Genomic DNA, 15,154 nt, shown 5'->3' on the forward strand with positions numbered 1-15,154 from the left:
TTTGTTTAAAGTTAAATTTCAGTTGCCAAAATTACGGAATACAAATGGTTTTATGAATAAAATTCAGAATAAACTTGTTATAAATCAATAATTTCGAATATTATTTAAAAGTTTGAAAAATATTTCGAATATTATTCGCGAATGAATGTTTTAATCCCTCCACCATTCTTTAAAGTGAAAGACAGAATCGTTCAAATTTAGTGGTTCACCAATCATAGGCGTCAAAATATCGAGCTTATTTTGCTTACCATTCTCTATAATTTTTTCCAAAGGTTCGTCCCAAGAATGTTTTGCCAAAGCAAATTTTGCAGCATGAACAGGAATAATATGTTTTGCTTTCAAATCGTTGATAATTGCAGGCAAATCTGTTGGTAAAGTATGAATATATTTCCACGCATCATTATATTGACCATTTTCGAGAATCGCAAAATCAAACGGACCATATTTTTCTCCAATTTCTTTGAAATGCGTATCATAACCGCTATCACCACCTAAAAATATTTTTTGCGTAGGCGTTTCCAATACATAAGAAGTCCAAAGTGTTGTGTTTCGTTTAAATTTTCGACCAGAAAAATGACGAGCAGGTGTAAAAGTAATTTTTAAGTTATTTTTTAAAGTTAGGCTTGTGTTCCATTCTTCTTCGATTAATTGATCGGGCGAATAATTCCATTTCTCGAAATGCACGCCAACACCTAATGGTAAAATTACTTTATACACTTTTTTACGCAATTCTTTTACCGTTTCATAATCCAAGTGATCGTAATGATCGTGTGAAATAACCAAATAATCAATCTTTGGGAAATCTTTTGCGTGATACGTATTTGCTCCTTTAAACGCTTTATTGAAAATTGGTAAAGGTGAACCATAATCACTAAAAACAGGATCGATTAGGAAATTAACACCATCCAATTGAATATAATAAGACGAATGTCCCAACCAAATAAATACATTATCATTTTTATCAATTGATATAATATCTGTCTGAATATGCGGAATAGAATCTTTAGGATTAAGTTTTGGATTTTTCGCACCAAAGAAAAAGTCCCACATCACTTTTTTGGTATCAAAACCTTCTGCAAATGCAGGCGTGTGATGAATATTTTGAAATTGTCCATTTTTATACAACTTCGATTGTTTCATTCGTTCCAATCGTTTTCCAGTTGCTTCAGCACCAAAAGTATTCATTTGTAGAACCGCGAAAGTTGCAATTACAAGAATTACAATCAAACTTAATAGGAAGTAAAGCATTCGTTTAAAAACTTTTCGTTTATTGATTTTTTTCATTAATGATCAAATGTATAAAATTCTTGGATTGCTTTTGAAATAATATATCTTAAGTAAACTGTAACATTTGTAACTTTCATTTTAATTTTGATTTACCAACTTTGTACACGTTTTAGAAAAAATATAAAATGGAATTTATCTTACAACCTTGGCCATGGTATATTGGCGGACCAATAATTGCGATTGTAATGCTTTTATTGATTTATTTCGGAAAAAGTTTTGGATTTTCATCAAACTTCAGAACGATTTGTTCTGCTTTGGGAGGAGGAAAATCATGTGATTTTTTCTCGTTTGATTGGAAATCTCAAAAATGGAATTTATTATTCTTAGTCGGTGCAATAATAGGAGGTTTTGTTTCGGTACATTTTTTATCAGATAATCAAATTCCTGAAATTTCAGAAGCTACAATTGCAAAATTGAATGCAATGGGATTTGAAAGTGCAGGAAAAGCATATTCTCCAACCGAAATTTTCGAAACGATGTCTGTAAAAAATATTGCTTTATTATTTGTTGGTGGATTATTAATTGGTTTTGGAACGCGCTATGCAGGAGGTTGTACATCTGGACATGCGATTTCGGGTTTAAGTGATTTGCAATTACCTTCATTTATCGCTGTTATCGGCTTTTTTATCGGTGGACTTTTGATGGTTCACGTTTTGTTTCCTTTAATTTTTTAATCTCATGAGAAGTTTAGTTTATATCATATTAGGCGTTATCTTTGGTGTAACCATGTACAAGGCAGAAACAGCCTCTTGGTTTCGTATTTTCGAAATGTTCAATTTTCAATCTTTCCACATGTATGGATTTATCGGTTCGGCTTTGGTTGTAGGTTTGATTGGCATACAATGGATGAAAAAGAAAGAAGCAAAAGATATCGATGGTGAAAAAATTGTGATTCAACCCAAAACAAAATCAATTGCTCGTTATTTGATCGGAGGAATTTTCTTCGGATTAGGTTGGGCGTTAGTTGGCGCTTGTCCTGGACCAATATTTGTGTTGTTAGGGGCAGGAGTTTATCCAATTTTAATTACAATTGTAGGTGCATTAATCGGTACTTTTCTTTACGGAAAAATTAGAAACAAAATCCCACATTAAACATGATAAAAGAGAAAATAGAAGCAACTTATCCATATCAATTTGAAGAAGAATTATTGAATGAAATTGATGAATTAGGATCTTTGATAGAATTTAAAGTGAATGATGTAATGATTGATTTAAACCAATTTATCAAAGGAATGCCCATTCTTTTAAATGGAGCAATTAAGATTATGCGTGAAGATTTTGACGAAGGAGAATTGTTATTATATTTTCTCGAAAAAGGAGATACATGTGCTATGACGATGGCGTGTTGTTTGGGTGATAAACAAAGTAAAATACGTGCTGTTGCCGAAACTGATGGAGAATTGGTAATGATTCCGATTGTAAAAATGGACGAATGGTTAGCAAAATATCCATCGTGGAGACGTTTTATTTTTGATAGTTACAATAATAGAATGGAGGAAATGTTGGTAGCGATTGATAATTTAGCTTTTAATGATATGAACGAACGTTTGAAAAAATATTTGTTAGATGTCGCAAGTATCAATAAAGGTAAAGTTGTGTTAAAAACGCATCAAGAAATTGCTTATGAGCTCAATACTTCTCGTGTTGTTATTTCTCGTTTATTAAAAGCTTTAGAAAAGGAAGCTTTTCTTCAATTAAACCGAAACGAAATCACGATTAAGTAAGAAATTATTTAAAAAAATATAAAAAGGAAGCTCATTGTTAAGCTTACTTTTTTTTGTTGAAACAATTTATAGTAGAAAAATTTTCTAAAAATAATCTTATTGTAACAAATGTTACAATCTATTTTGATACGGTCAATTACTTTTGTTTTTGTATTTCATAAAACAAATGATTGCCCGTATAGTTTATTTTGGATTGTAGCTATTTAATTTTTTCCTTTTGCAGAGTCGTCTGTGGCGTTACTTTTAGGAGTTGGTTATCGTTTAATTTTTCAGAATGAATTTGGGGAAATCTCAAAGCGATATTCAAAGAAATTATTGAATATTGCAATCATTGGTTTAGGGTTAGGTTTGAATCTTCACGAGGCAGTTTCGGTAAGTAAAGATGGATTTTTTCTCACTTTTATTTCTGTGTTAAGTGTTTTTACATTAGGATTTTTATTCTACCGGTTATTAAAAATCAACAAGAATTCATCGTTGCTGGTTACTTCCGGAACTGCTATTTGTGGAGGAAGCGCTATTGCTACAATTTCTTCGGTTTTACAACTAAAAGCGAATCAAATTACCATTGCTATGGCAGTTGTGTTTGTGTTGAATGCGATTGCATTAATGATTTTTCCGTTTATTGGACATTATTTTCAGTTATCGCAATATCAATTTGGTTTGTGGTCGTCAATTGCAATTCACGATACAAGTTCTGTTGTCGGTGCAGCCAAACAATACGGTGAACAAGCTTTAGAAGTTGCAACTACTGTGAAATTGAGCCGAACATTATGGATTTTTCCGTTGGCTTTATTAATTGGTTATTTCAACAAAAAAGAGAACTCTTCTTACAAATTTCCTTATTTCATTATTGGTTTTATTACAACAATGCTTATCGCTACTTATTTTCCTCAAGGCGAAAAAGTCTATCATATTTTACAAGGAATTTCGAAACAATTAATGGTTGTTGCTTTATTTATGATTGGCTCGTTGATTAACTTACAATCCATCAAACAAGCAGGTTTTAAAACCTTATCATACGGAATATTACTTTGGATTTTTATTTCCATTTGATCTTTGGTTTTGGTTTTAAATTATTTTTAAAATCTCTATCCTCTCTATTTTTAGGTTTGTAACATTGGTTACTGTCGATTGTTTTTTAGTAACTTAACTTTGATTCAACAAATTAAAAAAGGTTAAACCATAAAAATATTATCATATGTTTTTTCAACACATTTTTGAAAAGTCATTGGCGCATTCAAGTTACCTTGTAGGTTGTCAAGCAAAAGGAGAAGCAATTGTAATCGATCCAAAAAGAGATATTGATACATACTTAAAAATAGCAGAAGAAAATAAGCTGAAAATTACGCATATTGCCGAAACACATATTCATGCTGATTATCTTTCTGGTAGCCAAGAGTTAGCTTATGTAACAGGTGCGAAGATGTATTTGTCTGATGAAGGCGGAGAAGATTGGCAATACGATTTTGAACATATCGGATTAAAAAATGGGGATAAAATAGAAGTTGGAAATCTAATTTTTGAGGTGATGCATACACCAGGTCACACGCCAGAAAGTATTAGTCTTTTGTTGACGGATAAACCTGCGACGAAAGAACCAGTTATGATTTTTACTGGAGATTTTGTTTTTGTAGGAGATATTGGTCGTCCAGATTTATTAGAAGAAGCTGCTGGATTAATTGGTACTAAAGAAGTAGGAGCAAAGCAGATGTTTAAATCGTTGAAAAAATTTCAAGCATTACCAGATTATCTACAAGTTTGGCCAGCACATGGAGCAGGTTCTGCTTGTGGAAAAGCTTTGGGAGCTGTAGCAAGTACGACGGTTGGTTATGAGAAAATCAGAAATTGGGCGTTGCAATTTGATTCGAATGAAAAAGCATTTGTTGATTATTTGTTGGCAGATCAACCCGAAGCGCCAGCTTATTTTGCAATGATGAAAAAGTTGAATAAAACAAAACGTCCTTTGTTGATCGAAGTTCCGAAGTGGGCAAAATTAACGTACATCGAATTTGAAAAAGCAAAAGATTTTGGAATGAAAGTGATTGATGCGCGTATCAAAACAGATTTTTCCCAATTGCATATTCCAGGAACGCTTAATATTCAAAACAATAAAACGTTCAATACATGGATGGGGTGGATGGTAAATTATCAAGAGCCAATTGTGTTGATTGTAGAAGAGGATGAAGTAGAAGAAATGACACGAAAATTGATGCGAATTGGTTTGGATAATATTTACGGCTACATTAAACCAACAGATTTATTTAACAATTTAAGTTCTTTACAATCTTCTATTTTAATCGACGCAGATACAATGGAAAATTACATTGGAAATGAAGAGGTTCAGATTTTAGATGTTAGAGGTGAAACAGAATTTAAAGAAGGTCATATTGAAGGAGCGAAGCATATTTTTGTCGGTTATTTACCAAAAAGATACAATGAATTAGATCCAACTAAAAAAATTGTCTTGCATTGTCAAGCTGGAGATCGGGCAACGATTGCGCAAAGTTTTTTGGAATCGAAAGGTTTTGATGTTGAAAACTATAGTGGAGGAATTGCTGATTGGAAATTGAATCAAAAACCATTCGTGAAATAATATGTTTTTTCAAAATATTTTAAAAATGTTGACATCAAATTCGAATGTAGAAGTAGAGCTAGTACTACTCAAGCAGTAACAATTTTAAATAAAAATGACAGTAGTTGCACTTGATTCTAAGATGAATTATCAAGCAACTACTGTCAAATTATTTTCTTACTCTTACTTTTTCTTCATGTATTTTTTTGGATTTTTTTTGAATTCAACTTTACAACTTTTACTACAAAAACCATAAATTTTCTTTTGATAAATTGCGGTATCTGTTAAGAATTGTGCGGTATTCATTCCACAAATAGGATCTTTCTCGTTTACAACTTTTACTTTTAGTTTTTGTTGAGCAAAAATTGAAAAAGAGATGATGAAGAATGTTAATGTTACTATTTTTTTCATTGTTATTTGTTTTTAGATTGAAATAAATTGTAATTAAAAAAGAAACCTATTCTGTTTTTTACTTCGATTTCTCCCGAATTTAAATCAGAAAGTATGGGTTGAAAATATTCTATACCAAAATTAAACTTTTGAGCAGCTGCTTCTAATCCTAATTTCGCAAATTGAGCTTTTCCCTTAGATTTTGGAATCGTCTCCCCAAATTGTTCATTGTTATAATAAAGTTCGTTTTGAAAACCGACTTTTCCAAGTAATTTTAATTCATTGTTAATGAAAAGATGTTGTAATTGAATTAATTGATTCCATTGATCTCCAAATTTGTATTTCTTCTTATTCTCTCCTTTCAAGTTGTAGTCTGTTACTAATTGTAAAGTCGAATTCTTAAAAGCTAATTGGTAATTTATTGCAAACTGAGTATCCCAACTTCCTGTACCTAATTGAAAACTTGGATTGGTTGTTTCAGCATTTGCTTGATTAAATTTTGCGATTGGAATTTTTAAACCTATTGCAGCACTTAATCCATGTTTTAGCTCGTTAGAACTTGTATTTGATTGAATGACTTTAACTATTCCCATCATATTTAAATCTCCAATACCAGAAATAGAAGAAGAGTTTTTACCTTCTTTATTATGAAAATGGTAAGGAATACTAGCATTGATGTCAATTCTATTATTTATTGGAATTCTTGCCCATAATTGAATGGTATTGAATTGTTGCTTTTGCGTTCTTTTATTAGAAAAAGCATCTTCTTTAGCTTTATAAGATTGATGTAGATAACGAATACCAACGAAATTTGAATTTATAAGATTTTCAATTCCATTTGATGTTGAAGTTGCTGAACAACCGCAAGCATCACATTCTAATTCTAAATCATATAAATGAGAGATTACAATAGAATCATTATCTGTATGAGCAAATAATGAAATGGGTATAAATAATATAACGAAAAATAAATTGATATATAATTTCATTTGAATAGATTTAAAATTCTGCATAAGCAGGGTTGTTAATAAATGAGTAATCTGTTAATGTATTTAGAAAAGAGATAATTGCCTTTTTTTCTTCTTCTGTCATAGGAATTCCAATTCGATTATTTTGTTTGAGTTGAGAATCCAAATTTTTATCATTTTGTATGCCTTCTGAATAAAAATTCAAAACAGCTTCTAAACTATAGAATCGTCCATCGTGCATATAAGGTTTGGTCATTTCAATATTTCTTAAACTTGGAACTCTAAACTTCATAAAATCAGTCGAATCTAATGTAACACGATATAAACCTCCATCTTTGTATTGTTTATTATAATACATTCCTGTATTTCGAAAAGACTCATCTGTAAAAAGTGTTCCTTTATGACAGCTTGAACATTTCTGTTGAAAAAGTTGTAAACCTTTTTTTTCGGTTTCGGTTAAATTTGTCTCTTTCCTTAAATATTGATCATATTTAGAATCTTTTGATACAACTGAAGCCATAAACTGTCCTAATGCGCTGAGAATACGATTTGCATCGATTTTATCATCTCCGAAAGCATTTTTAAACATTTTTCGATAAGAAGAATCTGATGATAATTTCTTAATGATTTCGGGAAAAGTAGTATCCATCTCTTCTTCAGCTGTAATAGGAGAAATTGGTTGTTGAGCTAAATCATGAATAACGCCATCCCACATAAATCGATTTAGAAATGCCAAATTTTGAATAGGAGGAGCATTTCGAATTCCTAATCGATCATCAATTCCATGACTAACAGGATGTCCGTGGTGAGTAAAGGCATTTTCTTGAATATGGCAAAAAGCACATGAAATAGTATTATTTCTAGATAATCGACCTTCATAAAATAGTTTTTTTCCTAACTCAACTCCATTCTTAGTTAACGGATATTTATCTGTATCAAATGTTATTTTAGGAAAATAAGAAGGAATTTCTAATTGATAAGGTTCATCAACGATCTGTCCATAATCAATATCATCATCGTTACAACTTAACAAGATAAATAAACTGAAAATAATTGTTATTATTTTATTCATTGTTTGTAGAATTATGCGGTGTTTATAAAACACCGCTATAAACTTTATTGATTTTTTTCGTCGTTATGTACATGATCAACTCGAAACATATTTTGTATGTTTTCTGTGACCAATTGTGCAAAGTTGGAAGATCCCATAATGTTATTGTTCGACTCATCTAAAGTCAATTTATGATCACCACTTAAATAGGTATTCAAATTTGCCATAATATGAATAGAAGGCTTAATCTTAGAAGTTACTCGTGCAGATGTAGGCAAATCTAATGTTACTTCTCTATATAAATCTTGAACATTATTTTTGTTAATATCTCCCATATTTCCAGTATGAGTTAAGAAGAAAGTGTCAGTAGTAGTTTTCCCATAAAAACCTTCTATTTTAAAGAAAACATAACCAGCAGCCCAAGCCCAAGTCATTCCATTTTTCTTTGCTTTTTCCCAAAAAGTAGCTTGCCCAGTCTGTCCTAATAAATAAGCTTTCTGAGATACACCAAGTCCGAAACGTACTTTTGTATATTTATTTTGAGGGATATTATCCAAATTTAAATAAACGACATTAGCTATAGCAGAATCTTGATTAATAACAAAAGCGCCTTTGTCTGGATCGTTTTTATGATAATCAAATTCATTTCCTTTTTCATCAATTAATGTGATGTTAGAAATGATATATTTTAATGTTGTTAATTTATGTTTTTGTCCGTTTGATGAGGTTTGCGTTGTTTGATCTAAAACAATTCCTCCCAAATTATCAAATCCATTTTCAAACTTTAATTGAATTTTACCTGTTTCGGTAGATTTAATTTCAGAGAAATCATCATCGTTGTTGCAGGAAGTAAATAAAGTAAGTAATGCGATAAATGATAAGTTTAAAAAATATTTGATTGTTTTCATTGTAATAATTGTTTAATTTTTTTGAATAAAAATGCTGTTGGAAAACAATTATTGTTCTCCAATACTGGATATTTGTTCTATTAATTAAACAATTGGAGGTTTTAGATATTTAAAAACCCAATCGATAGAATAGGATGATTGCCAAAAGAATCGATGTTTTATTTTTACAATAAAATCTTGAATAAATGGAATAGCTAAGCATTCGAAATGTATATAGATTTCTGCAAATCGAATATTTTTTACTAAAACCGAATCAGATTGTTGTTCTGTTTCTTTTAGTTGCTTCGATAAATAACATTTTCCATTGCATTGCTTTTCTGGTCGCTCTTTATTGATACAATATTCGTCAATAATCTTCTCCTGAGTACTAATGAATACAGTAAAAGGAATTAATGAACGAAAACCAATTAAAAGCACGAACAATGCAATCAATAAACAATTGAAACTTTTGACAAATCTTATATGAAATGTCAACTTGATTAAATGTTAATGAGATAATAATTTGATAAACAAGGGCTATTTATCAAATAGGAGGCTGAAGTTGTTGATCTAATTGATATTGAGTTTCGAAAGCTAATTCGATAGTCGAAATTTTTTCAATAGATTTTATAAAGGTAAATGTGTTAATTTCGAAGGTAGGTTGATAAATAAAATAATCAATTGCACGCAAAGAAACTTGAATTTTATTATCATCATTTTGTTCATCATTAACAGTCTTAGAAATCTGTTCTTTCAGATAACAAACGCCATTACACAATAATTCTGGACGTTCTATATTAACACAATATTCTTTAGAAATCTTATCATAATTCACTAAATAGTCAATAACTGGTAGCAATGGTCTACAAGTTATTAGAACAACAGTTAGTATGAAAAGGTAAGATTTCAATTCCTTAAAATTTTTATAAAAATAGACAGTTTTTATTTATTTTGAAAATGAAGATTATCAGTTTTTTCAGAAATTGAATTCAAGTTTCTTTTTATTGAAATGACATTAATGAAATAATCTTAAAAGGTTTATATTTTTTAGATTGAGAAAGATATCGTAACTTTGAATTAATCATTTTAGGATTAATTTATGGCAAATTTTATCGACATCTATAGAAGAAACAACCAATTGTGGTTGTTTTTGTCGTTGGCATATTTGCATGATGATACTTTCTTAAGAAGCTCGAAAGAGTTTATCAACTAATCCCTGTTACGACTCGAGACAGGGAACCTTCTATTTTTTTCAATTATCAATTATTTTCAATTTTCTGTAAGGAGATTTGTATCAAATTTTAGCGAATTTTATTTTCGGTTATTTGATATTTGAGTCTTAGAGAATCTTCTTCGAATGATTGAAAGTTTAACTAAGAATTTATCAAAATGACAACAAATATTATTTTAACAACAGGATTATACGATTTAATTAAAGACCATTTAAGAAGAAAAAAAGTAACAGCAGAACAAGAAAATATCTTAACAAAAGAATTGCGTCATGCAGAACAAATTTTGAGAAGAGATTTGGCTGATAATATTGTGACTGTTGGGAAAAAAGTAACAATAAAAGAATTAAATTCAAATCAAGAATATCAATTAAATTTTGTTAGCCCAGAAAAGGCAAAACCGAAAAAGAATCGTCATTCTATTTTAATGGACGAAGGTTTAGCAACAATTGGTTATAAAATTGGTGATGTAATTGAATGGCCAGCAAATGATGGCTCAAAAAAATATGAAATTCTGAATGTAGAAGCAGTTTCATAATTTGTCCAAAAGCATAATAAAAAAACCGAGCATTAGCTCGGTTTTTTATTGGTATATTTTCTGGAAAAATATTTTAAACATCTAAATGTGAAGCAGTAATTTTCTGACCATAAAAAATTGTTGTATTTGCTTCAAAACTTTTCGCATCATCTGTCGTATAAAATGTAAGATGCCCATTTTTTGAACATTGTGTTTCTACTTCGGGATGACGATGTAGATAGTCAGTTAATTTATTCGCGACCAATTCTCCTTGCGAAAGAATTGTTACATTTTCTGGTACATATTGCGAAATAACAGGAAGAAGAAGCGGATAATGTGTACAAGCCAATACAACTGTATCGATTTCGGATGATTGATCAAATAAGCGTTGAATATCTTTTTCTACAATATCGTGCGCAGCTTTGCTATCAATTTCATTATTCTCAACCAAAGGAACCCAAAGTGGACAAGCCAATTGAAAAACATCAATTGTTGAATGAAATTTGTTCATCTCGATTTTATACGATTCAGACAAAACAGTTCCTTGTGTAGCTAAAATTCCGACTTTGTTATTCTTTGTGTATTCATTTATCGATTCTGTTGTTGGGCGTATAACACCCAAAATTCTTTTGCCTTCGGGTAAATCATTTTGCTGAATTGTTCGTAAAGCCTTTGCAGAAGCTGTATTGCAAGCAAGTATAACCAAGTTACATCCCAAATCAAACAATTTAAAAACGCATTCTTTGGTGTATTCATAAACTGTCTCAAACGAGCGAATTCCATAAGGGCAACGAGCATTATCACCTAAATAGATATAATCGTATTGCGGAAGTTTTTTCTGTATTTCTTTGAAAACGGTTAATCCTCCATAACCAGAGTCAAAAACACCAATTGGTCCTTGCATATTCGCTTATTTTTGAAGCACAAATTTACAAAATGTATTAAGATGTTAGCGTAATAATTTGGTTTGAAAATTTACATATAATTAATAGAAATAATAAATTTTATAATCTATTCAACAATTGTTTGAATAAAATTATTTTCTTTTCTGCTTCCGTTTTTTATTTCGCCAAATTATAAAACCTGTAATAGGTAAACTTGCCACAATTATTGAAGAAGTAAAGGCTAATATTTTACCAAATAAACCTAATATTTGTCCTGTATGAATGTCGTACATTGAGTTTGCAAACTTTTTACCATTTGATAAATTCTCATTCATTAATTGAGAAACCTGAAATTGTTCCGAATCAAATTGATATTCGTCAACCGCATAATAACGCAAACTTTTATGATACGCTCTTATGGCCAAAGGATTTTTTTCGGGTACGGGTAAATAAATCCAATACATAGAAGCTGTTGGACTATTTTTTAAACTATAAGCATATGCAGAATCAACAATAGTGTAATTGTTTTCTAACATTTTTTTAGGTTGATAGACATATCCTTTTTCTTCATTTGGAAATGATTTTCCAAGATTAACGATTTGCATATATGAATTGCGAACAGGTTTGAAACTAAATGCAATACCTGATAAAGCGACAATAAATGCAATACTAAAAGCATAAAATCCCAGTACATTATGCAAATCATAATTGATACGTTTCCATTTTGCTTTGTATTTTATCGTTAACCCATTTTTAGCTTGTTTTCTCTTTTTGGGCCACCAAAGAATTAAACCGCTTATCATAATCATGATAAAAATAACAGTTGAAAAACCAATTATATTTTTTCCGATATCACCCAATAAAAGATTCATATGAATGTATTGTATCACCAAGAAAAAATCTTGTTTCATATTTTCTTGATGTAAAATTTTCCCTGAATATGGATTAATATACACAAAGTAAGATTCTTTTTTATCATCCATCGTCATCACAACCGTTGATCGATCTTTATCCATATACATCACTCGAAGCACAACATGTTTAGGATTTTTGTCTTGTACTTTATGGATAATTTTACTTGGTTTTATGAATGGTTGATGAACAATCTCGACTTTTCTATAATCAAAAAGAGTATCTTTTATTTCATCTTGAAAACAAAATATAGCTCCTGTTATTGCCACAATACAAACAATAATACCTGTAAATAATCCAAACCATTTGTGAAAGAAGAGAAAATATTTTTTCATTAATAAAAATTAATTTAGAATAAATAAAAATTATATTTGCAGCAAATATAAATTATTTAAAAACACACTATGAAAAAAAATATCATCTGTTTAACAATTTTATTGGGGAGTGCCTCGCTGTCATATGCCCAAACGAATGATAGTATATCCACAGATTTGAATGATGTTGTGGTAGTTGCTTCAAGAAAACCTACTAAAATATCTGATTTGGCAGGAACTGTTTGGGTGATCAATCAAGAACAAATTGCACAACAAGCTAAAAATGGTGTTCCATTAAAAGAAGCTTTAGCGATTATGATTCCAGGGATGGATGTTGGTTCGCAAGGAAGATCAAATTATGGTCAAAATATGCGTGGACGTTCAATGCTGGTGATGATAGATGGAGTTTCTTTAAACAGTATCCGTAACATAAGTCGTCAATTAGATGCAATTGATCCGTTTAATATCGAAAGAGTTGAGGTTTTATCTGGTGCAAGCGCAATTTATGGCGGAAATGCGACAGGTGGTATTGTCAACATTGTGACGAAAAAAGCACTAAAAAATGGAATTAGTGGCGAAACAGAACTTGGTTTACGTACAGGTTTTTCAGGAAGTGATGATCATGATTGGCGCGTTGCTCAATCTATTGGTTACAAAAATGATAAATTTACGGGACGTTTGGCTGTTGCATTTCAACAAAATGGTGGAGCTTATGATGCAGATGGAGATCAAATATTTGCAGATATTTCGCAATTAGATTTACAATATAATCAATCTATTGATGTGTTGGCAACAGCAGGTTATAAATTCAATCCGAAGCATCAAATCAATGGATCTGTGCAATATTATCGTTCCAAATATAGTGGAGATCGTAGTTTATATTTAGGTGAAAACATTAGTGTTTTAACCAAAGGAGATGCTTCTGTTTTGGAGATGCGTGATGGTTTTGATACGGATAAAAATCCAGGAACAGAGCGTGTAATGGGAACATTGAGTTATAATGGAACTAATATTTTAGGAGGGCAAGATGTGTATGTTCAATTTGCTTCTCGTGTTGAAAAATTAGGATTTTATCCATTCCCAGGTAATTTAACGTTGCCTTCTGGGACAAGTCCTTATATGTCGGCTTCTCAACAGGATACGTATTATTCGGGTCTAAAAGCTGTTTTGGTCAAAGATTGGGGAAAGTTGAAATTAACATACGGTGCAGATGTTGATTTTGAAAAGTTTGAAGGTCAACAAAATGTATTTGATTCTCAGAAGTCATTATCAAGTGGAGGAATGATTAATCACACTGTTTTAACGATTGATCGTTATCCAACTAATCATTCTACAAGTTTTGCTGGATATGCGCAAGCTGAGTATGATATTTTACCCCAATTGAAAGTTTCGGGAGGAATTCGTTACCAAGATATTTCAATTAAGTTGGATGATTTTATTGGTTCTACTCAACAATTGCAAATCGCTAATGGTTATGGAAACAGTGCCGATTATATTCCAGGTGGAAAAAGTAGCTATAATATGACGATGCTAAATGCTGGTTTGTTATATAAAATTAATGAATTGAACCAAATTTGGACAACTTATTCACAAGGAGTTTCATTAGCTGATCCATCAAAATTTTATGGATATGGAAATTATAAATTTAATTCTGCAACCAATAATTGGGATTTAAGTTCGAGTGTGAATGTAAAAGATTCTCCTCTTTCTGGTGTGAAAACAGGACAATTTGAACTTGGTTATCGTTTCAGAACAAATAATGGATTTAAAGGACAAATCTCTGGATTTATCAGTAATTCCGACAAAAATATTGCTTTAAAACGTGATGGACTAAATCTTTGGGTAGAAGTGGTTGATCAAAAATTAAGAAATATGGGCGTAGAAGCAGAGGTTTCTTATACGAACGGAGGATTTTATGTTGGAGCAAATACATTGCTAATCAAATCTGAAGTGGAGAAAAATGGTGATTGGCAAAAACAAGATGTTTCAACTTCTGGACCTTCTAAATTTACAGCTTATGCAGGTTATGGATTTGATAATTGGAATTTTAGATTTCAAACTTTACAAAGTTTCAAATACACAGATGGTTTGGAAAATGTGATCGATTCATACAATACATCAGATTTAATGGTTGCTTACAAATTACCTTTTGGTAAAATTAATTTAGGTGTTCAGAATATTTTTAATACCGATTATCAAACAATTTGGAGCGCAAAATCACAAGTTTTGTATAGTGCATATAAAGTTCCAGAATTGTTTTATTACGCTGGACGTGGAAGAACTTTTAATCTAAGTTTTACATACAATTTTTAATTTATGAAAGCGAATCATTTGATTCGCTTTTTTATTTTAAGGGAATTAAACACCGAACTAAAAAATAAGATTAATGATTGCAGGAATGATTCGAAAGCCAATAAAG

The 15,154-nt window shown here is 30.7% G+C and carries 16 protein-coding genes; 7 read left to right on the forward strand and 9 right to left on the reverse strand.

The window, feature by feature from the left end:
• Nucleotides 1-150: 150 nt before the first annotated feature.
• A complete protein-coding gene (locus ACTS9J_RS05145) occupies nt 151-1,284 on the reverse strand; it encodes an MBL fold metallo-hydrolase (protein WP_448352966.1) in 1,134 nt (377 codons plus the stop codon).
• A 128-nt stretch (nt 1,285-1,412) separates the two neighbouring features.
• On the opposite strand from ACTS9J_RS05145, the gene ACTS9J_RS05150 reads away from it, so the two are divergent.
• The 5 genes from ACTS9J_RS05150 (at nt 1,413) to ACTS9J_RS05170 (ending at nt 5,604) form a co-directional block, all read left to right on the forward strand.
• Nucleotides 1,413-1,961 (forward strand): YeeE/YedE family protein, encoded by a 549-nt coding sequence (locus ACTS9J_RS05150; RefSeq protein WP_286495420.1) that lies wholly within the window; start codon nt 1,413-1,415, stop codon nt 1,959-1,961.
• A 4-nt stretch (nt 1,962-1,965) separates the two neighbouring features.
• Nucleotides 1,966-2,379: a YeeE/YedE family protein gene (locus ACTS9J_RS05155; RefSeq protein ID WP_135836085.1), complete on the forward strand. Its 414-nt coding sequence runs from the start codon at nt 1,966-1,968 to the stop codon at nt 2,377-2,379.
• A gap of 2 nt (nt 2,380-2,381) precedes the next feature.
• Nucleotides 2,382-3,011, forward strand: a complete 630-nt coding sequence (locus ACTS9J_RS05160; RefSeq protein WP_416402923.1) for a Crp/Fnr family transcriptional regulator — start codon at nt 2,382-2,384, stop codon at nt 3,009-3,011.
• Nucleotides 3,012-3,242: 231 nt separating this feature from the next.
• On the forward strand, nt 3,243-4,064 hold the full coding sequence (locus ACTS9J_RS05165) for a YeiH family protein (RefSeq protein ID WP_448352967.1): 822 nt from the start codon (nt 3,243-3,245) through the stop codon (nt 4,062-4,064).
• Between the two features lie 145 nt (nt 4,065-4,209).
• Nucleotides 4,210-5,604 carry an MBL fold metallo-hydrolase gene (locus ACTS9J_RS05170; protein ID WP_448352968.1) on the forward strand — a complete coding sequence of 465 codons (1,395 nt, stop codon included), beginning with the start codon at nt 4,210-4,212 and terminating at the stop codon, nt 5,602-5,604.
• Nucleotides 5,605-5,766: 162 nt separating this feature from the next.
• Here ACTS9J_RS05170 and ACTS9J_RS05175 read toward each other — a convergent pair whose 3' ends face one another.
• From ACTS9J_RS05175 to ACTS9J_RS05200, 6 genes are all read right to left on the reverse strand, one after another.
• Nucleotides 5,767-5,994, reverse strand: a complete 228-nt coding sequence (locus ACTS9J_RS05175; RefSeq protein ID WP_114999320.1) for a YHS domain-containing protein — start codon at nt 5,992-5,994, stop codon at nt 5,767-5,769.
• A 2-nt stretch (nt 5,995-5,996) separates the two neighbouring features.
• On the reverse strand, nt 5,997-6,962 hold the full coding sequence (locus ACTS9J_RS05180; RefSeq protein WP_448352969.1) for a hypothetical protein: 966 nt from the start codon (nt 6,960-6,962) through the stop codon (nt 5,997-5,999).
• A gap of 10 nt (nt 6,963-6,972) precedes the next feature.
• Nucleotides 6,973-8,013, reverse strand: a complete 1,041-nt coding sequence (locus tag ACTS9J_RS05185) for a cytochrome-c peroxidase (RefSeq protein WP_312351667.1) — start codon at nt 8,011-8,013, stop codon at nt 6,973-6,975.
• 44 nt (nt 8,014-8,057) lie between these two features.
• Nucleotides 8,058-8,900: an MbnP family protein gene (locus ACTS9J_RS05190; protein WP_286495427.1), complete on the reverse strand. Its 843-nt coding sequence runs from the start codon at nt 8,898-8,900 to the stop codon at nt 8,058-8,060.
• Nucleotides 8,901-8,984: 84 nt separating this feature from the next.
• Nucleotides 8,985-9,332, reverse strand: a complete 348-nt coding sequence (locus ACTS9J_RS05195) for a hypothetical protein (protein WP_448352970.1) — start codon at nt 9,330-9,332, stop codon at nt 8,985-8,987.
• Nucleotides 9,333-9,423: 91 nt separating this feature from the next.
• The gene (locus ACTS9J_RS05200; RefSeq protein ID WP_291062800.1) at nt 9,424-9,738 is read right to left on the reverse strand and encodes a hypothetical protein; all 315 of its coding nucleotides are present in this window, start codon (nt 9,736-9,738) and stop codon (nt 9,424-9,426) included.
• Between the two features lie 530 nt (nt 9,739-10,268).
• On the opposite strand from ACTS9J_RS05200, the gene ACTS9J_RS05205 reads away from it, so the two are divergent.
• Nucleotides 10,269-10,646 (forward strand): GreA/GreB family elongation factor, encoded by a 378-nt coding sequence (locus tag ACTS9J_RS05205; RefSeq protein ID WP_125350614.1) that lies wholly within the window; start codon nt 10,269-10,271, stop codon nt 10,644-10,646.
• A 73-nt stretch (nt 10,647-10,719) separates the two neighbouring features.
• Here the strand turns inward: ACTS9J_RS05205 and murI are convergent, their stop codons facing one another.
• Nucleotides 10,720-11,529: a glutamate racemase gene (gene murI, locus ACTS9J_RS05210; RefSeq protein WP_219034534.1), complete on the reverse strand. Its 810-nt coding sequence runs from the start codon at nt 11,527-11,529 to the stop codon at nt 10,720-10,722.
• Nucleotides 11,530-11,661: 132 nt separating this feature from the next.
• Complete coding sequence (locus tag ACTS9J_RS05215) at nt 11,662-12,756, reverse strand: PepSY-associated TM helix domain-containing protein (protein WP_219034533.1); 1,095 nt, start codon at nt 12,754-12,756, stop codon at nt 11,662-11,664.
• Between the two features lie 69 nt (nt 12,757-12,825).
• On the opposite strand from ACTS9J_RS05215, the gene ACTS9J_RS05220 reads away from it, so the two are divergent.
• Nucleotides 12,826-15,048 (forward strand): TonB-dependent receptor, encoded by a 2,223-nt coding sequence (locus ACTS9J_RS05220; protein WP_291065388.1) that lies wholly within the window; start codon nt 12,826-12,828, stop codon nt 15,046-15,048.
• Nucleotides 15,049-15,154 lie beyond the last annotated feature (106 nt).

Source organism: Empedobacter sp. ULE_I140 (genome assembly GCF_053482575.1).